The 24265-nt window shown below is 59.1% G+C and carries 18 protein-coding genes; 3 read left to right on the top strand and 15 right to left on the bottom strand.

What is annotated here, in order from left to right; translation table 11 throughout:
• Positions 1-61: 61 nt before the first annotated feature.
• The 7 genes from K3819_RS14035 to K3819_RS14005 all read right to left on the bottom strand — a co-directional run bounded on the left by K3819_RS14035 (position 62) and on the right by K3819_RS14005 (position 12778).
• Positions 62-2143, bottom strand: coding sequence for a bifunctional diguanylate cyclase/phosphodiesterase (locus K3819_RS14035; RefSeq protein WP_221399598.1), 2082 nt, complete (start codon positions 2141-2143; stop codon positions 62-64).
• A gap of 318 nt (positions 2144-2461) precedes the next feature.
• The gene (locus K3819_RS14030; RefSeq protein WP_221399597.1) at positions 2462-3931 is read right to left on the bottom strand and encodes an efflux transporter outer membrane subunit; all 1470 of its coding nucleotides are present in this window, start codon (positions 3929-3931) and stop codon (positions 2462-2464) included.
• A complete protein-coding gene (locus K3819_RS14025; protein WP_221399596.1) occupies positions 3928-7035 on the bottom strand; it encodes an efflux RND transporter permease subunit in 3108 nt (1035 codons plus the stop codon). The genes K3819_RS14030 and K3819_RS14025 overlap by 4 nt, the downstream gene beginning before the upstream one ends.
• A complete protein-coding gene (locus K3819_RS14020; RefSeq protein ID WP_085611728.1) occupies positions 7032-10136 on the bottom strand; it encodes an MdtB/MuxB family multidrug efflux RND transporter permease subunit in 3105 nt (1034 codons plus the stop codon). Before K3819_RS14020 ends, K3819_RS14025 begins: the two co-directional genes overlap by 4 nt.
• Positions 10133-11440 carry an MdtA/MuxA family multidrug efflux RND transporter periplasmic adaptor subunit gene (locus K3819_RS14015; protein ID WP_221399595.1) on the bottom strand — a complete coding sequence of 436 codons (1308 nt, stop codon included), beginning with the start codon at positions 11438-11440 and terminating at the stop codon, positions 10133-10135. The genes K3819_RS14020 and K3819_RS14015 overlap by 4 nt, the downstream gene beginning before the upstream one ends.
• A 175-nt stretch (positions 11441-11615) precedes the next feature.
• Positions 11616-12116 (bottom strand): thiol peroxidase, encoded by a 501-nt coding sequence (gene tpx, locus K3819_RS14010; protein ID WP_074690905.1) that lies wholly within the window; start codon positions 12114-12116, stop codon positions 11616-11618.
• A 149-nt stretch (positions 12117-12265) separates the two neighbouring features.
• Positions 12266-12778, bottom strand: coding sequence for a hypothetical protein (locus K3819_RS14005; protein WP_221399594.1), 513 nt, complete (start codon positions 12776-12778; stop codon positions 12266-12268).
• Between the two features lie 312 nt (positions 12779-13090).
• Here K3819_RS14005 and K3819_RS14000 point away from each other — a divergent pair, with 312 nt between their 5' ends.
• From K3819_RS14000 to K3819_RS13990, 3 genes are all read left to right on the top strand, one after another.
• Complete coding sequence (locus K3819_RS14000; protein WP_064596264.1) at positions 13091-13516, top strand: YciI family protein; 426 nt, start codon at positions 13091-13093, stop codon at positions 13514-13516.
• A 149-nt stretch (positions 13517-13665) separates the two neighbouring features.
• Positions 13666-15306 (top strand): J domain-containing protein, encoded by a 1641-nt coding sequence (locus tag K3819_RS13995; RefSeq protein ID WP_221399593.1) that lies wholly within the window; start codon positions 13666-13668, stop codon positions 15304-15306.
• Positions 15303-16298: a DUF3829 domain-containing protein gene (locus K3819_RS13990; RefSeq protein WP_221399592.1), complete on the top strand. Its 996-nt coding sequence runs from the start codon at positions 15303-15305 to the stop codon at positions 16296-16298. The genes K3819_RS13995 and K3819_RS13990 overlap by 4 nt, the downstream gene beginning before the upstream one ends.
• A 49-nt stretch (positions 16299-16347) precedes the next feature.
• On the opposite strand, the gene K3819_RS13985 is transcribed toward K3819_RS13990, so the two are convergent.
• From K3819_RS13985 to K3819_RS13950, 8 genes are all read right to left on the bottom strand, one after another.
• Entirely contained in the window at positions 16348-17019 is a 672-nt protein-coding gene (locus K3819_RS13985; RefSeq protein ID WP_221399591.1) for a DUF3313 domain-containing protein, read from the bottom strand.
• Positions 17020-17175: 156 nt separating this feature from the next.
• Positions 17176-18150 (bottom strand): hypothetical protein, encoded by a 975-nt coding sequence (locus K3819_RS13980; protein ID WP_221399590.1) that lies wholly within the window; start codon positions 18148-18150, stop codon positions 17176-17178.
• A gap of 114 nt (positions 18151-18264) precedes the next feature.
• Positions 18265-18582, bottom strand: a complete 318-nt coding sequence (locus K3819_RS13975) for a hypothetical protein (RefSeq protein ID WP_207864495.1) — start codon at positions 18580-18582, stop codon at positions 18265-18267.
• 217 nt (positions 18583-18799) lie between these two features.
• Positions 18800-19609 carry a bifunctional 2-polyprenyl-6-hydroxyphenol methylase/3-demethylubiquinol 3-O-methyltransferase UbiG gene (locus tag K3819_RS13970; protein WP_221399589.1) on the bottom strand — a complete coding sequence of 270 codons (810 nt, stop codon included), beginning with the start codon at positions 19607-19609 and terminating at the stop codon, positions 18800-18802.
• A 23-nt stretch (positions 19610-19632) separates the two neighbouring features.
• The gene (locus K3819_RS13965; RefSeq protein ID WP_221399588.1) at positions 19633-21033 is read right to left on the bottom strand and encodes a cytochrome P450; all 1401 of its coding nucleotides are present in this window, start codon (positions 21031-21033) and stop codon (positions 19633-19635) included.
• A 7-nt stretch (positions 21034-21040) separates the two neighbouring features.
• A complete protein-coding gene (locus tag K3819_RS13960) occupies positions 21041-21715 on the bottom strand; it encodes a dUTP diphosphatase (protein WP_158090090.1) in 675 nt (224 codons plus the stop codon).
• 131 nt (positions 21716-21846) lie between these two features.
• On the bottom strand, positions 21847-22326 hold the full coding sequence (locus tag K3819_RS13955; protein WP_085611738.1) for a DUF934 domain-containing protein: 480 nt from the start codon (positions 22324-22326) through the stop codon (positions 21847-21849).
• On the bottom strand, positions 22323-23996 hold the full coding sequence (locus K3819_RS13950) for a nitrite/sulfite reductase (protein WP_221399587.1): 1674 nt from the start codon (positions 23994-23996) through the stop codon (positions 22323-22325). The genes K3819_RS13955 and K3819_RS13950 overlap by 4 nt, the downstream gene beginning before the upstream one ends.
• Positions 23997-24265 lie beyond the last annotated feature (269 nt).

Here is a 24265-nt window from a genome sequence, read left to right as displayed (position 1 = left end):
GTAACAGTCGGGGCAAGAATAACCGTCATTGCAGGGTTTTGCATGACCTGCGATTAGCGGCTCAGCTCACCGCCAATGGTTTGCCGCGCACGATGTCCTGCAGGAAGCGATCCGCCGGCATCGGGTGACCGAGCAGATAACCCTGCAGCGAATCGCAGCCCAGTTGCGTCAGGAAATCCTGCTGCGAATCGGTTTCCACGCCTTCAGCCACGATGCGCAGCCCCAGCGCCTGACCGAGGGCGACGATCGCCGAGACGATGGCCGCGTCATCGCTGTCGTGTTCCAGATCGCGGACGAAACCGCGATCGATTTTCAACTCGTTGGCCGGCAGACGCTTGAGGTACATCAGGCTCGAATAACCGGTGCCGAAGTCGTCGATGGACAGATCGACGCCCATGTCGGACAGTTCCTGCAACACCGTCATGCTCGCATCGGCGTCACTCATGGCGGTGGTTTCGGTGATTTCCAGGGTCAGGCTGTTGGCCGGTAAATGGTGGGTGGCCAAGGCCTTGGCCACGCTGCTTACCAGCCCTGCATGGCAGAACTGCAACGCCGACAGGTTCACCGCAATTCGCCAGTCGGTGTAGCCCAGTACGTACCACTCGCGCATCTGCCGGCAGGCCTCATTGAGCACCCACTCGCCAATCGGAATGATCAGCCCGGTCTTCTCCGCCAGATCGATGAACTTGTCCGGCATCAGCATGCCCTGGGTCGGGTGCTCCCAGCGCAACAAGGCTTCGGCACCGACCGGACGACCGTCGGCCGCATGGAATTTGGGTTGGTAATGCAGGCTGAACTCGCCATGCTCCAGCGCCGCCCGCAAGTCCTGCAGCAATTGCAGTTGCTTGCGCGCGTTGCTGTTCATCGAAACGTCGAAGAAGCTGTAGCCGTTCTTGCCGCCGCCCTTGGCGTGGTACATCGCGGCGTCAGCGTTCATCAGCAGTTCCTGGGCGCTCTCCCCGTTGCCGGGGTACAGGGCAATGCCGACGCTGGCGGAAATCTGCAACTCATGCTCGGCGACCCGGAACGACCGGGCGATCAACCCGACCTGACGCGCCGCCAGACCCAGCGCATCGTTGGGTTCGGTCAGGCGCACCAGCAGGACAAATTCGTCGCCGCCGATCCGCGCCAGCGTGTCGAGGCTGCGCAAGTCTTCGCGCAGACGCACCGCCACTTCGCGCAGCAACTGATCGCCCATGTGGTGACCGAAAGCGTCGTTGACCGGTTTGAAGCCGTCCAGATCGATGAACATCAAAGCAAAACAGCCGCCCTGCTCGTTGACCTTTTTCATCGCCTGATTGATCCGGTCGTCCAGCAACATGCGGTTCGGCAGGCCGGTCAGGGTGTCGTGCAGCGCCAGCTGGGTGAGTTCGCGGTTGGCCACGGTCAATGAATGGGCCAGATCAGCCGTGCGGGCTTCCAGGCGCGCGTCGAGAATCGAGGTCAGCAGCGCGATGGCCAGCACCGCCAGCGTGGTGATCAGCACCAGATTGTCGAGCCCATTGCCGTTCAGGCCGCTGAGTGCCGCACCGCAGAAACTGCCGTCGGGAAACCGCGCCGCCGCCATGCCGGTGTAGTGCATGCCGACAATCGCCACGCCCATGACAATCGCCGCCCCGGCACGGAACAGCCGCACGTAAGGCGAGTGCTGACGCAGGCGAAAGGCAATCCACAGCGCAGCCGCCGACGCCCCTACGGCAATCAGCAGCGAAGCGCCGAACAGTGTCGGATCGTAGTCGATGCCCGGCTGCATGCGCATCGCGGCCATGCCGGTGTAATGCATGGCGCTGATGCCGGCGCCCATGATCAACGCGCCAAAGGCCAGTTGCCAGGCCGGCAGTTTCGGCTGACTGACCAGCCACAGGGCAAAACCGCAGGACAGCACGGCGATCAGCAATGAAAGCGCCGTGATCGAAATGTCGTAACCGAGGCTGATCGGCAGCTTGAACGCCAGCATGCCAATGAAGTGCATCGACCAGACGCCGATGCCCATGGCAAACGCCCCGCCGGCGGTCCATAACTGCACGGCGCGGCCCTTGGCAGTGGCAATGCGCCCGGTGAGATCGAGCGCGGTGTAGGAAGCGAGGATCGCCACACACAGCGAAATGAAAACCAGCGTGAAGGAATAGCTACCGATGAGCATGGGAATTCTCGTGACCACCCCGCCGTACTGCGTCCGATCTCCGCGGGGCCAAATGCGCCGATTGTACTGATTGCACAGAAGAACGCACTGACAAAGTAATCAAATGGCCATCAAGCCGATGAAACGCTTGTTTGATCGTCGGACAAGGCTCTGGAGTGCTGTTTTGACAGAGCGTCCACCCTCGCCCGCAGATCGTTCCTACGCTCTGCGTGGGAATGCAGCCCGGGAGCTCCGCGTCCCTTCCAAAGCCGAACGCGGAGCGTCCGTAGAGGCATTCACACGTAGACGGTTCGACGTGGGAACGATCATGACTTCACGTCAGCGGTTATCAGTGGTTTCCAGCTGCCCATCCCAACCACCGCCCAGCGCCGCAATCAACTGCACGCTGGCGATCAAACGGCTCTGCAACACGTTCAACACACTGCGCTCGTTGCTCAAAGCCGTCGCCTGCACCGTCACCACATCGAGATAAGCAATCACCCCGGCCTTGTACTGGTTTTCGGTCAGACGCAACGAATCCCGTGCCGCATCGAGGGCTTCCTGGCGCACCGCGGCTTCGTCTTCGTACACCTTCAACTGCACCAGATAGTTTTCCACTTCGCGGAAGCCATCAAGCACGGTCTGGCGGTATTTGGCCACGGTCTGGTCGTACACGGCTTCGGTGCGGTCGACTTCGGCCGAACGGATGCCGCCGTCAAACAGCGGCAGGGTCATTTTCGGCCCTACCGACCAGAAGCGGTTCGGCAGGCTGATCAGGTTCTGCGAGGTACTGCTGCTGTAGCCGCCGCTCATGCTCAGGCTGAAGTCGGGGTAATACGCGGCCTTGGCCACGCCGATGTTGGCGTTGGCGGCGATCACCGAGCGCTCGGCCGAGGCGATGTCCGGGCGGCGTTCGAGCAATTGCGACGGCAGGCTCAGCGGGATCTGCGGGAGCTTGGGAATGTCCTGGGATTCGGCAATGTTGAATTCGGCGGGGGGTTGGCCGGTCAGTACCGCGATGGCGTTTTCGAACTGCGCCCGTTGCCAGATCAGGTCCACCAGATCACCCTGAGTGGTTTTCAGCTGGGTCTGCGCCTGCGCCACCGCGTCCCGCCCGGAAACCCCGGCGTTGTACTGGTTCATGGTCATTTTCAGCGAGCGCTCGTAAGCGGCCACTGTCGATTCGAGGAGGCGTTTCTGCTGATCGATCACCCGCAATTGCAGGTAGTTCTGCACCAGCTCGGATTGCTGGCTCAAACGCATCGCCGCCAGATCGGCATAGCTCGCCTGAGCGCTGGCCTCATTGGCTTCCAGGCCACGGCGCAATTTGCCCCAGACATCGGCTTCCCAGCTCACGCCCAGTTGCGCACTGTAAGTGTCACGAATACCGCTGGAGGAACTGCTCAGGCTTGAACTGCTGCTGCCGGTGCCCTGGCTGGAACGGGTCTTGCCAGCACTCAGATCAATACTCGGATAAAACGCGCCGCGCGCGCTGCGCACCAAGGCCTGGGCCTGACGGTACTGGGCCTCGGACTGGGCGACGGTCTGGTTGGAGCTGTTGAGTTTCTCGATCAACTGGTTGAGCTGACGGTCGCCATACAGCTCCCACCACGCGCCGCGCGCCAGGGAATCGCTCGGGTTGGCCTGACGCCAGCCTTCGGCTTCCTTGTACTGGGCGATTTCGGCGCTCTGCGGGCGCTGGTAGTCCGGGCCGACGGCGCAGGCACTGAGCATCGCCACGCACAGAGACAGGCTCAGCAGGCGCGAGCCGCGGACAGTGGCCAGATTGATAAGCGAACGGTCAGTCATAGCGGAGTTTCCAGAGCGGCATCAGTGCGCACGCCACGCCATTTGTTGAAACGATGGCGCAACTTGTCGAGATAGAGGTAAACCACAGGCGTGGTGTAAAGGGTCAGCACCTGGCTGAAAATCAGCCCGCCGATGATGGTCAGGCCCAGCGGCTGGCGCATTTCCGCGCCTTCGGCCCGGCTCAGCAGCAACGGCAAGGCGCCGAGGATCGCCGCCAGCGTGGTCATCAGGATCGGCCGCAAGCGTTGCAGACAGGCGCTGCGGATCGACTCCAGCGGCGCCATGCCGTGATGACGCTCCAGTTGCAGCGCCAGGTCGATCATCAGGATCGCGTTCTTCTTCACCACGCCGATCAGCAGGAACAATCCGAGCAGCGAGATCAGGCTGAACTCGCCGCCCAGCACATAGATCGACAGCAAGGCACCGACCCCGGCCGAAGGCAGCGTCGACAGAATCGTCAGCGGGTGAATGTAGCTTTCATACAGCACGCCCAGCACCAGATACACCGCCAGCAGCGCACCGAGGATCATGAACGGCTGGCTCTTCTGGGTAGCGGCGAAGGCATCGGCGGTGCCGGCCATTTTCACGATCACGTCTTCCGGCAGGCCGAGTTTGGCAATCGCCCGTTCGATGGCGGCGCTGCCCTGCTCCACCGTCACGCCTTCGGCCATGTCGAAGGAAATGCTCTCGGAAGCAAACTGGCCTTCGTGGCTGACCCGGTCGTCTTCCAGGCTGTTTTCATAATGAGCGAAGGTCGACAGCGGAATTCGTGCACCGTCGGCGGTGATCACCTGGACCTGCTTGAGCGTCACCGGGTCCTGGGCGTATTTCGGATTGACCTCCATCACCACCTGATACTGGTTGAGGCTGTCGTAGATCGTGGAAATCTGCCGCTGGCTGTAGGCGTTGTTAAGCACCGCAGTGACCATTTCCATGTCCACGCCCAGGCGTTTGGCCTGATCGCGGTCGACGATCAATGTCACCTGCTGCGCACCCGCGCCTTCGCGGGCGTCGATGGCGGTCAGCTCGGGCAAGGCCCGCAGCGCGGTGACCACTTTCGGGTACCACTCGCGCAACTCACCCAGATCACCGCTTTGCAGAATGTAGCTGTACTGCGAAGTGGTCTGCTCGCGGCCGCCGCCAAATTGCAGGTCCTGGTCGGCCATCAGCATCAACTGCGCACCGGCTACCTTGGGCATTTCCTTGCGCAGGCGCTCAATGACCTTCTGCGCCGAGATATTGCGCTCCTTGATCGGTTTCAGGCGCACCAGCATGAAGGCGTTGTTGGTGCCGTTGGTGCCACCAATGAACCCGGCCACACTCTCGACCGCTTCGTCCTTGAGCACGGCGCGGCGGAAGACTTCCATTTTCGGCTGCATCACGCTGAACGACAGACCGTCGTCACCGCGCACGAAACCGATCAACTGGCCGGTGTCCTGCTGCGGCATGAAGGTTTTCGGCACGACCACGTACAGGGCAACGTTCACCCCGACGGTGATGATCAGGCTCAGCAAGGTCAGGCGCCGATGACGCAACACCCAATCGAGGCTGGTGGCGTATTTGCCGACCATCCAGTCGTTGGTGCGGCGGCTCCAGCGTTGCAGGCGGTTTTCCTCGCCCGGCGTATGGGGTTTGAGCCAGCGGGCGCAGAGCATCGGGGTCAGCGTCAGAGAAACCACCAGCGACACCACAATGGACGCGGCCAGGGTGATGGAAAACTCGCGGAACAGGCTTTCGATGATCCCGCCCATGAACAGGATCGACAGGAACACCGCCACCAGCGAGACGTTCATCGACAGCAAGGTAAACCCGACTTCCTTGGCCCCGAGGTACGCGGCCTTCATCGGTTTGACACCTTCGTCGATGTGCCGGGAAATGTTCTCCAGCACCACGATGGCGTCGTCCACCACCAGCCCGGTGGCGAGAATCAGCGCCATCAGCGACAGGTTGTTCAGCGAGAATCCGTAGAGGTACATCACCGCAAAGGTGCCGACCAGCGACACCGGCACCGCCAACGTCGGAATCAGGGACGCGCGGAAGTTACCGAGAAACAGGAACACCACCAGAATCACCAGCGCCACGGCGATCAGCAGGGTCATTTCCGCTTCGTGCAGGGTGGCCTTGATCACCGGCGAACGGTCCATCGCCAGATTCAGTTTGACGCTGGCCGGCAGCACCGCCTGCAACGCCGGCAGCTGCGCCTTGATCTCGTTGACCGTCTCGATGATGTTGGCGCCGGCCTGGCGGTTGATCACCAGCAACACCGCCGCGTCATCGTTGAAGAAACCGCTGTTGTAGCGGTCTTCGACGCCGTCGCTGACCTTGGCCACGTCCTTCAGACGCAGGGCCGCCCCGCCGTTGTAGTGGATGATCAGCGATTCGTAATCCTTGGCTTTCTCCAGTTGATCGTTGGCCTGGATCTGCCACAGCCGCTGGTCGTCTTCGACCGAGCCCTTGGGCCGGCGCACATTGGCTTCGGCGATGGTCTTGCGCACATCGTCGAGCGCCACGCCGTACTGGTTCAGCGCCTGGGGTTCGAGCTCAATGCGCACCGCCGGCAAAGAGCTGCCGCCGATCTGCACTTCACCGACGCCCTGCACCTGGGAAAGGCTCTGGGACAGGATAGTCGAGGCCAGGTCGTAAAGTTGACCTTTCTCCAGCACGTCCGAGGTCAGCGACAGCACCATGATCGGAGCCTGCGACGGGTTGACCTTCTTATAGGTCGGCATACTGCGCATCCCGCTCGGCAGCAGGTTGCGCGAGGCATTGATCGCCGCCTGCACTTCCCGCGCCGCGCCGTTGATATCGCGGTCGAGGTCGAATTGCAGAATCACCCGGGTCGAGCCCTGGCTGGAGCGGCTGCTCATGGTGTTGACGCCGGCGATGGCGCCGAACGAGCGCTCCAGCGGCGTGGCCACGGTAGACGCAATGACTTCCGGACTGGCGCCGGGCAGGCTCGCCTGCACCACGATCACCGGAAAGTCCATTTGCGGCAGCGGCGACACCGGCAGCAGGCCGAAGCTCACACCGCCCAGCAGCATGATCGCTAATGAAAGCAGCATGGTTGCCACGGGGCGTTTGATGAAAGGACCGGACAGGTTCATGACTGTTCCACCGGCTCCACGGCCGAAGGAGCACGGCCCCAGCGCCGGCCGAGACGATCGAAGTACAGGTAGATCACCGGGGTGGTGAACAGCGTCAGCACCTGACTCACCAGCAACCCGCCGACCATCACCAGACCCAGCGGTTGACGCAATTCAGCGCCGGAACCGGTGGCCAGCATCAACGGCACCGCGCCGAACAGCGCAGCCAGCGTCGTCATCAGAATCGGCCGGAAGCGTAACAGCGCCGCCTGATAGATCGCCTGCTCAGGCGCCATGCCCTGGGTCCGTTCGGCGTCGAGGGCGAAGTCGATCATCATGATCGCGTTTTTCTTCACGATACCGATCAGCAGGATGATGCCGATGATCGCGATCATCCCCAGATCATTGCCACTGAGCAGCAATGCCAGCAAGGCCCCGACCGCCGCCGACGGCAAGGTCGACAGAATGGTGATCGGGTGAATGTAGCTCTCGTAGAGCACGCCGAGCACGATGTACATGGTCACTACCGCCGCCAGAATCAGCAGCAAGGTGCTCGACAACGACGCCTGGAACGCTTCGGCGGCGCCCTGGAACTGGGTCTGCACGCCGATCGGCATGCCGATGTCCTTTTGCACCTGCTCGATGATGTCCACCGCATGCCCCAGCGCCACGCCCGGTGCGAGGTTGAATGACATCATCACCGCCGGGAACTGGCCGATGTGGGTGATCGCCAGTTGCGCCTGCCGTTCCTCGACGTGGGCCAGACTCGACAACCGCACCTGCCCGCCATCGGTGGTCTTGACGTGAATCTGATCCAGCGCCTGCGGGCCGATCTTCTCTCCGGCCTGAGCCTGCAGCACCACGCGGTACTGGCTGGCCTGGGTGTAGATGGTCGAAATCTGCCGCTGGCCGAACGCGTCATACAGCGCATCGGTGATATTCGAGACCGACACGCCCAGCCGTGAAGCGGCGTCGCGGTCGATCACCAGGAACACCTGCAAACCCTTGTCCTGCAAGTCGCTGGCGACGTCGGTCAGTTCCGGCCGCTGGGCCAGAGCCTCGACCAGACGGCCGCTCCACTGACTGAGCAATTCGGAATCCGGCGACGACATGCTGAACTGATACTGGGTACGGCTGACGCGGTCTTCGATGGTCAAATCCTGCACCGGCTGCATGAACAGGCGGATGCCGACAAGCTTGTCCAACTGCGGTTGCAGGCGGGCAATCACTTCGGTAGCGGTCAGATCACGCTGGCCATGGGGTTTGAGGTTGATCAGCAGCCGGCCGCTGTTGAGCGTGGCGTTGTCACCGTCGACGCCGATGTAGGACGACAGGCTTTCCACCGCCGGATCTTCCAGAATCACCTTGGCCAGCGCCTGCTGACGCTCGCCCATCGCCGCGAAAGAAATCGACTGCGGTGCTTCGGAAATGCCCTGGATCACCCCGGTGTCCTGCACCGGGAAGAAGCCCTTGGGCACCACCAAATAAAGGAACACGGTGAGGGCCAGCGTGCCGATGGCCACCAGCAGGGTCAGCGGCTGGTGCTTGAGCACCCACTGCAACTTGCGCCCGTAAGCGGCGATCATCCAGTCGATGAACGCACCGCTGGCGCGGTAGAAACGGCCCTGCTCATGGGCTTGCGGCTCACGCTTGAGCAGACGCGCGCACATCATCGGCGTCAGGGTCAGCGAGACCACCAGGGAAATCAGGATCGCCACCGCCAGGGTGATGGCGAATTCGCGGAACAAACGCCCCACCACGTCGGCCATGAACAGCAGCGGAATCAGTACCGCGATCAGCGACAGGGTCAGGGAAATCAGGGTGAAACCGATCTGCTTCGCGCCCTTGAGCGCGGCCTGCATCGGACTGTCGCCCTCCTCGATGAAACGCGCGATGTTCTCCAGCATCACGATCGCATCGTCGACCACGAAACCGGTGGCGATGGTCAGTGCCATCAGCGTCAGGTTGTTGACCGAGAAGCCGGCGAGGTACATCACGCCGAACGTACCGATCAGCGACAGCGGCACGGCCACCGACGGAATGATGGTCGCACTGGCACGCCGCAGGAACAGGAACGTCACCATCACCACCAGCGCGATGGCGATCAGCAATTCGTGTTGCACGTCGGTGACGGAAGCGCGGATGGTCTGGGTGCGGTCGGTCAGCACGACCACGTCGAGACCGGCCGGCAGGTTATCGGTGATGCTCGGCAGCAGCGCCTTGATCCGGTCGACCACCTCGATCACGTTGGCCCCCGGTTGACGCTGGATGTTCAGCAGAACGGCCTGATTCTGGTTGGCCCACGCCGCCAGACGCTCGTTCTCGGCGCCGTCGACAATCTGCGCGACATCCTTGAGCCGCAGCGGTGCGCCGTTGGCATAGGCCAGGATCAGGTTGGCGTAATCCTTGGGCGACGTCAGTTGGTCGTTGGCGTCGAGCATCGACACCCGGGTCGGGCCGTCGAAGTTGCCCTTGGGCTGGTTGACGTTGGACGCACTGATCAGCGTGCGCACGTCCGACAGGTTCAGGCCGTTGGCCGCGAGGGCCTCAGGGTTGACCTTGATCCGTACCGCCTGACGCTGGCCGCCGGCAATGCTGACCATGCCGACACCGCTGATCTGGGCGATCTTCTGCGCCATGCGCGTGTCGACCAGGTCATTGAGTTTGGGCAGCAACATGGTTTTCGAGGTGATGGCCAGGGTCAGCACCGGGGTGTCCGCCGGGTTGACCTTGTTGTACACCGGCGGCGCGGGCAAGTCGGTCGGCAACAGGTTGGTCGCGGCGTTGATCGCGGCCTGCACCTGCTGTTCGGCGACGTCCATGTTGATGTCGAGGCTGAACCGCAGGGTCAGCACCGACGCGCCGCCGGAACTGGTCGAGGCCATTTGCGTGAGGCCCGGCATCTGCCCGAACTGACGCTCCAGCGGCGCGGTGACGGCACTGGTCATGACGTCCGGGCTGGCGCCCGGATACAAAGTCATGACCCGGATGGTCGGGTAATCGACCTGCGGCAAGGCCGAAACCGGCAGCAGGCGATAGGCGATCAGACCGGCCAGCACGATGGCCAGCATGCTCAGCGTGGTGGCGACCGGGCGGAGGATGAACAGACGCGAAATGTTCATGCGCCCTTCTTGGCCTTGTCGGTGACGGTGGCGTCAGGCGCGGTGGCGGCGGACTTGCCTTGCAGGTGTTCGGTCGGGGTGGTCGGCACATCCTTGCTGTCGTTGACCACTTCCACTTCGCTGCCTTCCTTCAGACGGTCGGTGCCTTCCAGCACCACCCGGTCGCCGGCGGCCAGACCTTCGGTGACTACCGTGTTTTCGCCGTCGCTGGCACCGATCTTCAACTGGCGGATGGTGACTTTCTTGTCGCCGTCCAGCGCGTAAACGAAGGTGCCGTTGGTGCCGAACTGAATGGCAGCCGACGGAGCCAGCACCACACCTTTCAAGGTGTCAGCCAGCAGGTGAACGTTGACGAACTGGTTGGGGAACAGCGACTGATCGCGGTTCTCATAGCGCGCCTTGAATTTCAGGGTACCGGTGGTCACGTCGATCTGGTTGTCGAGGCTTTGCAGCACACCGGTGGCCTGCAGTTTGGTGTCGCCACGATCCCAGGCCTCCGCCGGCAGTTTGGCGCCGCTGCGGTAGCGGGCGAGCACGGTTTCCAGGCTGTTTTCCGGCAGGGTGAAAGCGACGCTGATCGGTTGGGTCTGGGTGATCACAGCCAGGAAGGTCGTGTCGTTAGCCGCCACGAGATTGCCGACGTCGAGCTGACGCAGGCCGACGCGACCGGCAATCGGTGCGCGGATCTTGGTGAATTCGAGATTGAGCTTGGCGTCGTTGACCGCCGCCTGATTGGTTTTCACGGTGCCGAGATACTGGCCGACCAGGGCTTCGGCGGTGTCCAGCGTCTGCTTGGCGATGCTGTCTTCCTTGTACAGGCCGCGATAGCGCTCGACATCGACCTGAGCGTTTTTCAACTGCGCCTGATTCTGCAGCAAGGTGCCTTCAGCCTGGAGCAAGGCGTTCTGGTACGGACGCGGGTCGATCTCCGCCAGCAGGTCGCCGGCCTTGACCATTTGCCCTTCCTCGAAATAAATCTTCACCAGTTCGCCGCCGACCCGGCTGCGCACATTGATGGTGTTGAGCGCCGTGACCGTGCCCAAGGCCTTGTAGTACAGCGGGAAGTCCCCGGTGACCGCCGGCGCCACGCGTACCGGAATCGGCCCGGCCGCCCCGCCGAAGCCCGGACGCATCATCCCCGAACGGCCGGTATGGCCGGCCTGCGCCTTCTCGCCGCCCTCCTTGTGGGCCGAACCGGCGGGCCAGAATTTCCAGCACAGACCGGCAATGACCAGCAGGACAAGCAGGCTCAGCAGCCAGCGACGGGAGTTACGGGAGGAGGATTGCATGGAGTGATTAACCATTGGGCGCGTGGGCTTCTTTTACGGGAGGCTGAACGATAAGCACTGGCCGGGATTTAGCAAAGCAGCTTTACCGGCAATTTACCTTCCACTTACGTTTCAAGGTGTGAGGCAAAACACTGATACACAAATGAAAACGGCCTGGACAGAGCCAGGCCGTTAACAATTGTAAAAGCGCTTACTTGAGAACGGACAGCGCCGCTTCGTAGTCAGGCTCTTCGGCAATTTCCTTGACCAGTTCGCTGTGCAGGACGTTGTCGTTTTCGTCCAGAACAACCACCGCACGGGCGGTCAGGCCTTTCAGCGGACCGTCAGCGATGGCCACACCGTAGTTCTCGAGGAACTCGGTGCCGCGCAGGGTCGACAGGTTCTGTACGTTTTCCAGGCCTTCGGCGCCGCAAAAACGAGCCTGGGCGAACGGCAGGTCAGCCGAGATGCACAGCACCACGGTGTTGCTGATGTCGTTGGCCTGAGCGTTGAACTTGCGCACGGAGGTGGCGCAGGTCGGGGTGTCGACGCTTGGGAAGATGTTCAGCACTTTGCGCTTGCCGGCGAAGTCTTTCAGGGTGACGTCGGACAGATTGCCGGCTACCAGGGAAAAGGCTGGCGCCTTGGAACCGGCTTGTGGCAGTTGGCCGTTGACTTGAACCGGGTTGCCTTTGAGCGTGACTTGAGCCATGAACGGAGTCCTTCTGAATGTTATGGGTGAGAATCTCGAGGCCGAAGTTAACCACGAAATGACGTCTGCAGCCTATGCCGATACTGAACCAACAGTGGCATGCTGTGATCAGTATCGGCGGCTCCCCATCCACTCAAGCCATCACCAAGTCAGGGGGTAATAATATCGATTGCACTAGCCTCGGGATCACCAGCCCAGCTTTTATCAAATACGAAAGTGGCTGCGAGCAGGATCGTGCTGGACCGGATGACATCGAGATTGGTGGCCAAGGTATGCCATTCCCTGTCTTGAATACCGTTGTCTATTTCCGCACTGGCTAGAGACCCGCCAACGAGAATAGCTCCAACATTGGCACTGTTTCCTCCGCTGTTATTTCCCTTATCAATCCTGTATTGAATTGTTTCAAATCGAACCCCTGCATCCAAGGATCGCCATTTGAAATACATTTCTCCGCGAAATGGGTGAATGCCGCCGGTTTGTGCCGTAAGCATTCTCTCTCCGGTTTGAAGCGGCTCCCGTTCGCCGGGACCTTCCTTTCCCGTTGTCGGAGTTAATGTGATATCGACAGCCTGGTACCGGGAGGCTGCGATAGCCTCCTTTAATAAAGGAACCAGTACATTTCTGGTTTGCGCAGTATCATCTTTCGGTCTGTCCGTGCTCATGACTTTCTCCATTTGCGTAGATGTTTTCAACATGTACCATCAGGAAATTTTCGGCAAACTGAAACTCTCCTGTTAAAAGTTCAACCTATATCCAGCAACGCGTTTATCCAACTGTTATAAATGACAGTTTTTTATATCAGCTAAGCATATTAAGTGGCGTTTCAATAACCATTAAAAAACTAGCGCCGAGGAAGCCATTTTTGAGGGGCATAGCCGGTGAATGACAGTGCTTACGTTTTGATCTATCTGTCGATTCAAGCCCGGCCCGTTCGACTAAGCAGTGAATCCCCCACTCACCTGCGGAGAAACACCATGCGCTTCATGATCATTGTCAAAGCCAGCCACGATTCCGAAGCCGGCGTGATGCCCAGCGAACAGTTGCTGACCGACATGGGCAACTACAACGAAGAATTGGCCAAGGCCGGCATCCTGGTTTCAGCCGACGGCCTGCACCCCAGCAGCAAAGGCGCCCGCGTACGTTTCAGTGGCGAAAAACGTAGCGTGATCGACGGCCCGTTCGCCGAGACCAAAGAGCTGATCGCCGGTTACTGGATCTGGGACGTCAAGTCCAAAGAGGAAGCTATCGAGTGGGTCAAGCGTTGCCCGAATCCCATGCCGGGCACTGAATCGGAAATCGAGATTCGCCAGGTGTTCAGCGCGGAAGATTTCGGCGCCGAGTTCACCCCGGAACTGCGCGAGCAGGAAGAACGCATACGCGAGCAAGCCAAAAAACACTGAAGCCCCGAATCGAGCACGTCAGCATTTTCCGTAAGGCCGGTGACGACTGAGCGAGACACGGGGACTTTTCGACGCGAAACAGGTAGGGTGCGCAACATCACAATGCCACCACTGGATCGCGTCTCGTTTTTTATGGAGTTGTCATCGCAATGAGTTGCTGGACCGTCCTTGGCCTGTCGGCCGACGCCGATGTGCGCACCATCAAACGCCAATATGCCGTCCTGCTCAAACAGACCCGCCCGGACGACGACCCCGAGGGTTTCCAGCGGCTGCGCGATGCCTATGAGCAGGCGCTGGCCTACAAGACATGGCAGCGGTACGAAGAGCAGGATGAGGAGCAAAATCAGGACATTCAAGAGTCCTGGGACCTGAGCGGTCTTACCGTGGTCGAGGTCGATGCCCTGAAACTGGCGATCCGCCCGCTGGACGGGCTCGGCATCGAAGAGCTGAACCGTCGCCTTGCCATCACCCGCGAAGAGGGCTGCGCGCACATCTTCGAAGACACGGTGCTGCATCATTGCATTGAATACCCTGACACTTCGCAGACGCTGGTGGACTGGGCCATCCCGACTTTCTTCTGGTTCAGCGCCTGGCAACGCCTCGATCTCGACCACATATCGATAGACCTGTTGCTGGATCGACAACGCGCGCGCATGGTGCACCCGATGCGCGATGCCCTCGAACGACAAGACGTTGAAGGTTTCCTCCAGGCCTACGAGCGTTGCGGGGAGCACAACTGGCTCGCGATTGCACTGCAACAGGAATGGTTCAACCGCATGCTCAGCCATTTACTGCTGGATGCGCCAGTCTGGTATCCCGATATTTTCGAACGGGTGCGCACCGGTCAAGGCTGGAACGGCTGCACGGGAAACCCCTGTCCTGACGGCGAATGGCAACGCCTGCTGGCTCGACAAAATGCGCCGTTTTTCCTGGCGCGCCAGCAACAACTCGCCCTGGAACCGCCCGCCACCTCTGAACACCGCGCCGCCCGTCTGCTGCTGGGCACCGGCTCGTTCAGCGCCCGTCGTGCGCTGGCCCGACGCCTGCGCGAAGAAGATTGGGCGCAGTGCCGCAAGTTGAGTTCCGAGCTGTACGCCAATCATCCCAAGGTCTGCGCGCACATGCCCGGCGGCACCGCGTTTTTCTGGCGTGACTGGGAACTGAGCTTCAATGACTGGCCGACCTACGTGGGCGTGGTGCTGGCCTGCCTGATCGGCGCGTTCACCCATTACATTCCGTTGGGCGTGCGCCTCAGCGGGCTGATCAATATCGTCATGATCTCGACCGTGGTGTTCGGCGTGATCGTGGCCGGGCTCAATTGGCTGGTACACAACGTCGCCCATCGCGTATGGCGGCTGGATGACCGGCTCAGCGCTGTTCTTTGCCCCGGATCCCTCAAAGACTCGCCGCCGTTCGGCGTGTTGCGCGACCTGGTGCCCGGCGCGTTGATGGTGGCCGGGCTCAGCTGGTTTTTCGGCCCGATTGCCGGCGGGGTGTATGCCTTGACCCTGGCGACCTTCGGACTGGTGCGGCGCTGGCAATCCAGGCCCCGGGTTTCCTGGGAAGAAAGCGGGCCGGCCCTGAAAGTTGGCGTGACAATCCTCGGGATCGTGGTGCTGGCGGTCGTTCTCGGCGTGTTCAAAGTGGTCGCCAGCCAAGGCACGGTCAATCGCAATCAGGGCCTGCAACCCTGGACCGAACGCCTGTGCAGCCGCTTGCCGGCCACTACCGCCGAATGCAGCGCACCGGCCACCGTTGAGCAGTGGTACGGCAAGGAGGCACGCCCATGACCACGAGAGTGATGTTTTGCGTCGGTATCTTCTTCGCGCTGGTGATCATGGGGCTGACGGGCGCGACCCGCCCTTTCCTGCAGCTCGATCTCTGGCTGGACGAGCGCGATGGCCCGGTCACCGCCCAGGCCAATGCGCTGAGTCCGGTGATCGCCTGCGTCAACCGGATCGACGTGCAATGGCGAGTGGCCTACGACCGTTACAAGAACCCTCAACCGCCCTTGCCCCGCGACCAACGCTGGTTGAAGAGTCTCAATGATTTCGACGACAGCGACGCGTTCAATGTGCGAGACATTCAGCGCGATGTCTGCGGTCAGGGCCTCACGGAAAAACTCGAACTGTTGGCCTGGCAGCCTGAACTGGCGCGACAGGCCAACGAGTATGTCCGGGCACTGACTCACGTCACGACCACCATTGCACCCACGCGGTTTTACCGAGAGGCGAGCTTCAGCTCCGGATCACAACAGCCCTCCTCTGGAGAACTCGCTGCCATCGAGCGTGTGTCACAGGAGTACATCGGCGCCTCGACCGCTCTGCGGCAAAGCCTGATGTCGCTCGACGCCGCGCAACGTCCCGAACAGCTCAAGCTGATCGAGGCGCGTCTGGGCCGGGACATTCACTGGGACTTGCTGGCGTACATGATTCAGGCGCGGGAGACCATCGACGTGCTCGACGAAGCGATGAAAAACCGCACCCTGACCCCGAAGTTGCTGGCCGACACCACCGCAAAGCTGCAACAGGCGTGGAACCGTCGCGAACCCTACCTCGCGCCGCGTACGGGTGGATTCCAGAACAAGACCGATGCCGCACGGGATCTGTGGCTGCGCATCGGCGAGCCGGGGCAAAGCTATCTCGAAGCGTTGAACACGCTGCACACCGACTGGCAGAACCACGCCAAGCCCGAGCGTTTGAGCGAGGACTACTACGCCGTGACCCGCCGTTACGACGGCTTGCTCAGCCATTACAACCGCCTGGCCCGCGCCAGCTTCTGACGCAGTGCACACGCCGGATCGTCCTCAGAGGCGACCCGGCGTGCCGGTCTTACTTGGCCTTGAGCTTGAGGTAGGACTGATGCAGATCCGCCGCCCAGCCATCGATCACGCTTTTCACGTCATCGGCCTTCATCACCTGCGAATCGTTTTCCAGCGGTTTGCCGGTGCCTTTGCGCACCACCTGCGCCGCCACCTTGTTGGTGCCGCCATCGAGGAACACCGCCTCGGTCGCCAGCGTGGTTTCCTGATCGCGAATGCCGCTGGCGGTGCTGACCGCTGCCGCCACCAATGCCACCGGAATCACTTCATAGGCATGCAGGCCTTCGGTCTTGCTGCTCACGGCGGTGATCGCCGCGCGTACCACAATCACACCCGGCCCTGGGCCTGAGGCCAGCGGCAAGGATTTACCCAGTTCACGCTTGAGCGCCTGATCGTAATAGCTGGTGATGCCGTTGAGGGTCTGCTGCGGAATCTTCACGGTGGGTTGCGGTTTGGGATAGAGCTGGGTCGGTTCGACGTAGAAGCTGGTGAATTTGCCGATGTCGACGTTCGGGTCGATCCAGCGCATCACTTCGGCCCCCGACGGGGATTTGGCCTCCCTCAGCTGGCTGTAGTCCTTGAGGAAGCCTGAGTACTCGTCGGGTGCGACGGTTTTGCTGGAGCAACCCACCACGCCCAGCGTGGCAATGCACAGGGTGCTCATCATTACGGCTAGCTTCATGCTGTAACTCCTGTCGGAAGGCCGAATTTATTGCGTCGGGGGAGTTACAGGTATAGCTAAATTCGCGCCGTTTGCGATCAGAAACCCCAACATTGCGCAACGTCGGGTCCGGACCTTTGAAAGGTCCGGACCATCACAGGTGCTCAAGGCTTTCTTCTACCAGCTCGAAGTCTCCCCACTCCTCAACGCCATCTCCCGCCGACTGTTGGCCCGCATCGCCTTGATCAGCGACACCGTCCCCACCAGCAAAATCGCCGCACCGAACAGAAAATCAATGTTGTACAGCTGGAAATCCTGCACCGGCCCCACCAGCACCGTGCGCACTACGCCAATCCCCACCAGCGTGGCAAGGAAGTCGATCCCCGGCTCATCGCGGTAGAACACCAGTAGCAACGGCAGGCACAGCACCAGCAGCATCAACAGCACCACGACCTTGAACGAGCCTTTGCGCTCGACGCTGAATGCGCATTCGTGGGGGCCGTAGGCCTTGTAGTCCTCGTCGCGGATCATCGAGTTTTTCTCGTTGATGTAGTCGGCGCGGTTGTATTTCTGGATCGGCGTGAAGGTGTTGGACATCTCCATCAGCGTGGTGATGTTCTTGAAGCGCAGGTCGATGCGCTCGCTGCCCTTGAGGTAATACAGCACCGGTTTGTAGCCGTAGCGATAGGTGTCGAAGGGAAATTCGGTGACCCGGCCCTGGACGCTGATCGGCCGCGATTCGAGTTCGGCGAAGGCGCTCTTGTCGGTCGAGGCGAGGTTGCGGCTCAGGGGCAGGACTTTCACCTGTTCGAGGAAGATCGGCGTGACACCAAACGACCATTGCAACGGTTCCAGGCGAAGACGCAGTTCGTTTCGGCCCAGGTCATAGCGGTTGAAGGTACGTTCGGACACCACCACCGCGCCGCTGAGCATGAACTCGCCGCGCAGGTTGTTGGTGATGCGCAGGGTCAGTTGATCCTTGCCCAGCAGCGCCGCTTCCGAATTCGGCGGTGTGCCGCACCAGGCGGTGCTTTCGCCGACACCGCCGAGCTGACCGCCACGGTTTTCGTTGAATACATAGATGTAACCGGCCCACAGCGTCACCATCAGCAGCAACGCGGTGATGCCCAGAATTTTTTTGCCAACACTCACAACAGCAGACTCCCTTCCTGATTTGCTCAGCCGATAATCCGACGGCGAAAAGGACTCTACCAAAATGCCACCATCGCCCCAAGTTAAAAAACTGGAGCGAAGGGCGGCGGACGATTATTTCGGCTTGTAATGAGAAACCTTCGAACGGAAAACTGATTTTTCACTCTGCAGAACTCCGTAATCGACCGTCAGGTTCCCACGAGGCAGGTCGGATTCCGGGATAAGAATATTAATGGGATGCCCTATCTGCTCTTTAGATACCTGAACATCTAAGGCAAGCCCTTCTCCTGCGTCGGAAATAGCAAAAACTATGACTTCGTGTTCTGTAGCTATTTTTATCGCCGGGGCAGAGAAGTGGAGACCGTCCTGATTTTCTTTCAGGACAGCGGCAGGAAGTGCCGAAAACAATATTCTTTTCGATTTGATAGACATAAAAAACTCCTTACGCTCGTTTATTTGAGTACAAGACCTTGATGGCAACCCGTATTGAAGGACGCTTTGCCAGCATTTATTAAAATTCGATACGAGTGTCTGTTCCACTGTAAGAAATAACAGTTTTTTATAACAATTACCGACACTGAAAACCAAAACCCAACCCAGAATGCATAAGAGACAAGGCCGTTCCCGATTTGTTTGGAGACCCTCTCCGCTATAGTTTCACCAAATGCAACTGAATCATCCGCAAAGCACCCACAACATAAAAGGGATTTACGGCTATCATTTTCAAGTCTGATAGTACTTTCTCCACCTCATTTCTGGCCGCCATACCGCTTGCAACAAGAGGATCCATGATCACCATAAAGGATCGCCACAGCAGGCTTTTTCGATAGGCGTCGCTGAAAAACGGCTGGTCGAATGCCCAGTGATCTACAGCGACACCGTCCAACCCATGAACGTAAGACCACAATGGCTCAATACAGTCAAAACGCATCCCCATTTTCTTAGTCAACGCCTGTCCCCACTCGTTGGCCTTATTCAAAGAGTCATGCGCTGGATAACTGACGAACGGAAATCCGGGCTCTTCAAGCAAAAGAGACCCACCCGCGCGGCAAACGGTCAACATATTTGCGAATGCACTATTCCAGTCTGGAATATGCATAAGTACGTACCGAGCATACAAAACATCAACTTGCTGCCTGTCTTGCCACGTATCCATCAGATTCAAGTTTTCGAACCTGACATTGGATAAATTGCCAGCCTTGAGAAGTTGATCGCAGATATGCAATTGCGAACCCGAAGAGTCCCCTCCTATTACCTGCATCGAAGGATACTCCCTCCCTAGCCAGCACGACATCTGGCCATGACCGCAACCAATATCCAACACGGTTTTGGCATCAGGCGGTAATTGGCTACGCAAGAATCTGACGCTGCCTTGTTCGTAAATATCGGAAAGTATTGCCAAGCGCTCTTGCTCAGCTGCACCTTCCCCCATCAAATAAACCTGACGTTGCTCACTCATACTTACCTCGACTGAAGTAAAACCTATTCGTGACGTTTCATTAAACAGACTGAAACATGCGAAGGACAAAGTGTGAACGCATAAATTTCTTCTGTCGGGCCTGCGCTTTCATCAGCTTTTACGTCAAAGTTCTTCGCCAACATGGAAATGGCCATCAGCGCTTCATGCATCGCAAGTTGATGTCCCGGACAGTGTCGAGGTCCGATGCCAAACGGAGTGCACGCTTTCTTATTGTCCTGCTCATATGCTTGACTCTCGAGCCATCGTTCCGGGAGAAACTCTCCGGCGCGGATGAAGTGCCGTGTATCCTGGCCCGGGTAACCGATTAACAAAAAAACAGGTGTGCCTTTCAAGACTTCTACACCCTGAATTTCCACATCTTCATTTGGCTCAAGTGTTAGTAACGGAAAAACCGGCTTGAGGCGCATAGTTTCCTGAATTATTGCGTGCGCGTAAGGCAGCTTATCCAGCTGATCTATCGTAGGAATTACGGCGGTACTGTTTAGCACTCGGTCCACTTCCATTTGCAACTTTTCCTGAACCACGGGGTGTCTGGCAATAAAATAGACGGCCCAGGCAATCGTATTAGCCGTTGTGTCCTCCCCTGCTAATAAAAAGGTCAGAACGTTGCCGATAATCTCGCCATCAGAGAGTGATTCACTACCTGCGCTGTTTTGGTGGGCAACCAGTTTTTCGATCATATTTACTGGCGGCAATGGAGGCGACGAACCATTTTCCATACGTTCGCGTGCGCTCTTGATGAAACCGCTCACCAAGTGATTGATCCTCGTCAGCGCCACGTTGAACTCGCGATCAGACTTCAGCGTTATATATCGCCAATAAGGAAACACCGCTGCTTGACGGCGAGCGGCTGTTTGCAGAAATGAAGATAGCGCGCCCTGTAACTCTCCAGCAGACTCTTCCAGCGTGTTAAGTTCATAACCAAAAGCAAATCCAGTCACTACATCAACGGTATAGCTCATAGCTTCCTGACGCATATCAACCGAACTACCATCAACCGCAAAATTTAACCAGCGTTGTTGTAAGCGTCGGGTTGTAGCGTCGATTGCCTCCCACGCATTTTTTATGTGCAACAAATTGAACGTCGGTGTGATCAGCCTTCGATGCCGGCGCCACTTATCCCCCTCGGCTACAAAAACCCCATCCGCTCCCACTTCAAGCCCTAGTTCTTCCATCTTTACCCAGCGTCTGAATTTCCCCGGCCGCTCGTGAAGCAGTTCAGCCATCACGTCAGGCTCAGTCACAACGAGAATACATTTCGATCCAATTTTAAAGGTATAAAACCCACCAAGTTCTCTTGCCCAGTCACACAAGACTTGATAAATGCGTGACGGCTTGATCTGTAGAATATTCCCGAGCAAGGGAATGCCAGCCGGCGACGGAAGTTTTTTGATCGATAACATTACGCCCTCACTGACTCCACTTGTGTGACGCTCGATATAAGTGTTCCAAACCTTTAATTAATTTCTCCTGCGTCGATATCGAACAGCACCCCGTCACCACGCCTTGCAAGTAGTTAGAATCCTCAACAAGTGGCCAAAATTTGTTATATCGACCCACTCGATAACCATTGACTTGGCGATAGACATGGAGCGCATATTTCTGCCGATAGCGTAAAATTATTTCTTCCCAGCTAATCAACCCACTCAATAAAAACAATCGTTCGAGCAATGGCAATCGAATACACCTCATCGTTGCATAACCAATGACTATATCCAGCAACCTTGGAATATCACAATCGACGAGCTTCACAGATTTACGTTGATAACGGCACACCTGAAGATCCGGATTAGATTCAAGCGCTAGCGACTCAGCAATGGCCCTCAGTTCACCGGGGTGTTGTTTTATATAGAAAGAAATTGCGAAACACAGTACGTCAACCAGTTCGAGTTGCATCTGGAAATAGTCTGTTTCAGTTTTAGCCCACCACTTCCAATCGTAAAATTCGAGGGCCTCGACTGCTTCGACGATAAGGGCACGACAACACGCATAATTTGCCTGCCTCCAATTTGGATCCACGCTCTCATTCAATAAATTCTGTTGCGACACAATCCAAAATGCCTGCTCAAAGCGAAGCTTTTCCATCATGCTCCTCCGTCGCGAACAGAAACGTTGATAGATGCATCTGAATCCTTGGTTCAGATTAGAGCGCAATAAATCGGAATCGCACACTGTCATATATGACAGGTGACAATTTCCAGACCAAGTGTTAAGGATCAGCGCCTTCGAAACAATGGTCGTGGCTCAATAACTGATCGCCCGTACAGCACGCTCATGCCCGCCAGCCCTTTCAGCGCATCGTCGGCGGATTTGTCCTCGCGCACGGCGAAGCTGTCGAAACCGCACTGGCGCATGTGGCTGAGCTGGTCGCGCAGCACGTCGCCAATCGCCCGCAACTCGCCTTTCCAGCCGAAACGGCTGCGCAGCAGATAGGCCTGGCTGTAGGCGCGGCCGTCGCGAAAGCTCGGGAAGTCGAGGGCGATCAGTGGCAACGAGCTCAGCCACGGCAGCAGGCTTTCGACGCCGTCGTCCGGGCCGAGCCAGACCGCATGGGTCGAGGGTGATTCGAGCCAGTGGGCCAGCGGCAGAATCAACATCCCGGCGCTGGGCTCTGTTTCAGGCGAGCGGATCAGCGTCCATGGATCATCGAGCACGATTCGCGCCCCACTCGCCTCCATCCGCAGCAGATTGTTCATACCGAGGCCTCCAACGCTTTCGGGTAGACCCGCTCCTTGAACGGCTCCAACCCGATGCGCGCCACGGTATCGACGAACAGTTCTTCGGCCTCGCGATAACGCACGAAGGTGCCGATGATCCGCTCGATCACCTGCGGCACTTCGGCCGCGCTGAACGAGGGGCCGATGACCTTGCCCAGTGCGCTGTTCTTGCCCTGGGCGCCGCCAAGGGTGATCTGGTACCACTCGCTGCCGTTTTTATCGACGCCGAGAATCCCGATGTTGCCGATGTGGTGATGGCCGCAGGCGTTCATGCAGCCGGAGATGTTCAGGCTGATGTCGCCCAGATCATGCAGGTAATCGAGGTTGTCGAACCGCGCCTGAATCGCCTGGGCAATCGGGATCGACTTGGCGTTGGCCAGCGCACAGAAATCACCGCCAGGGCAGGCAATGATGTCGGTCAGCAGGCCGACGTTGGCGGCGCCCAGCCCGTGCTCTTTCGCCAGTTGCCACAACGCATACAGCTCGGACTTGGGCACATCCGGCAGGACGATGTTCTGCTCGTGGGCGATGCGGATTTCGCCGAAACCGAAGCGCTCGGACCACTCGGCCACGGCCTGCATCTGCGCATCGGTGACGTCCCCCGGCGGCGAGGCCAGGCCCGGTTTGGTCGACAGCACCACGCTGGTGTAGCCCGGCACTTTGTGCGGCTGAACGTTGCGCGCGACCCAACGGGCGAACGCCGGTTTCTCCGCCAGGTGCGTGCCGAAATCCAGATCGGTGCCCGCCAGCGCTTGGTAGTTCGGCGGCACGAAAGCACTGGCGACCCGCTGGTATTCATCTTCGGTCAACTGCGCGGGGCCGTCCTTGAGGTGTTGCCATTCCTCTTCGACTTCCTTGGCGAACGCCTCGATGCCCAGCGCCTTGACCAGAATCTTGATCCGCGCCTTGTACTTGTTGTCGCGTCGGCCGTGGCGGTTGTAGACCCGCAGCACGGCTTCGACGTAGGACAGCAAGTGCTGCCACGGCAGGCCGTCGCGAATCTGCAGACCAAGGATAGGCGTGCGCCCCAGACCGCCGCCGACGATCACCCGCAGCAACATCTGGCCGTCACGGCCGGGGTAAAGGTAGAGGCCGATGTCGTGCATCATGATCGCCGCGCGATCCTGCTTCGCCGAGCAGATGGCGATCTTGAACTTGCGCGGCAGGAACAGGAATTCCGGGTTGATCGTCGACCATTGCCGCAGGATTTCCGCCAGCGGACGCGGGTCGATCAACTCGTCCGCCGCGACTCCGGCGAAGGCTTCGGTGGTGATGTTGCGCACGCAATTGCCCGAGGTCTGGATCGCATGCATGTTGACCTGCGCCAGACGCTCGAGAATGTCCGGCACCTCGTGCAGTTCGATCCAGTTGAACTGCATGTTCTGCCGGGTGGTGAAGTGGCCGTAACCACGGTCGTAGTCCCGGGCGATGCTTGCCAGTGTGCGCATCTGTTCGGCGCTCAAGGTGCCGTAGGGAATCGCCACCCGCAGCATGTAGGCGTGTTTTTGCATGTACAGACCGTTCTGCAGACGCAGCGGCAGGAATTCCTCGTCGCTCAACTCCCCGGCCATGAAGCGCTCGACCTGATCGCGAAATTGCGCAACGCGCTCGAACACCAGCGCCCGGTCGTAATCATCGTACTGGTACATGCAGTGGCTACCTCATCAGTTTTGATCGCGGTCAAGAACTGTGGGAGCGGGCTTGCTCGCGAATGCGGTGTGTCAGGCAACTGACTTGTTGGCTGACACACCGCATTCGCGAGCAAGCCCGCTCCCACAGGATTTTTTACGACTATGGACGAACGGCGCAGTGCACAACAGATTCACCTGAACGCATAAAAACCGTATCAGGGCGCGGCAGATGGCCGCAGGCAGCGCCTGGATCTGATCCGCATAAATGATCAATTCCTGAGCCTGTT

Origin of the sequence: Pseudomonas sp. 3-2 (assembly GCF_019710535.1) — a bacterium.
Classification (GTDB): domain Bacteria; phylum Pseudomonadota; class Gammaproteobacteria; order Pseudomonadales; family Pseudomonadaceae; genus Aquipseudomonas; species Aquipseudomonas pharyngis.
The sequence above is the reverse complement of the archived record's forward strand: the minus strand, read 5'-3'. Positions and strand labels throughout refer to the sequence as shown.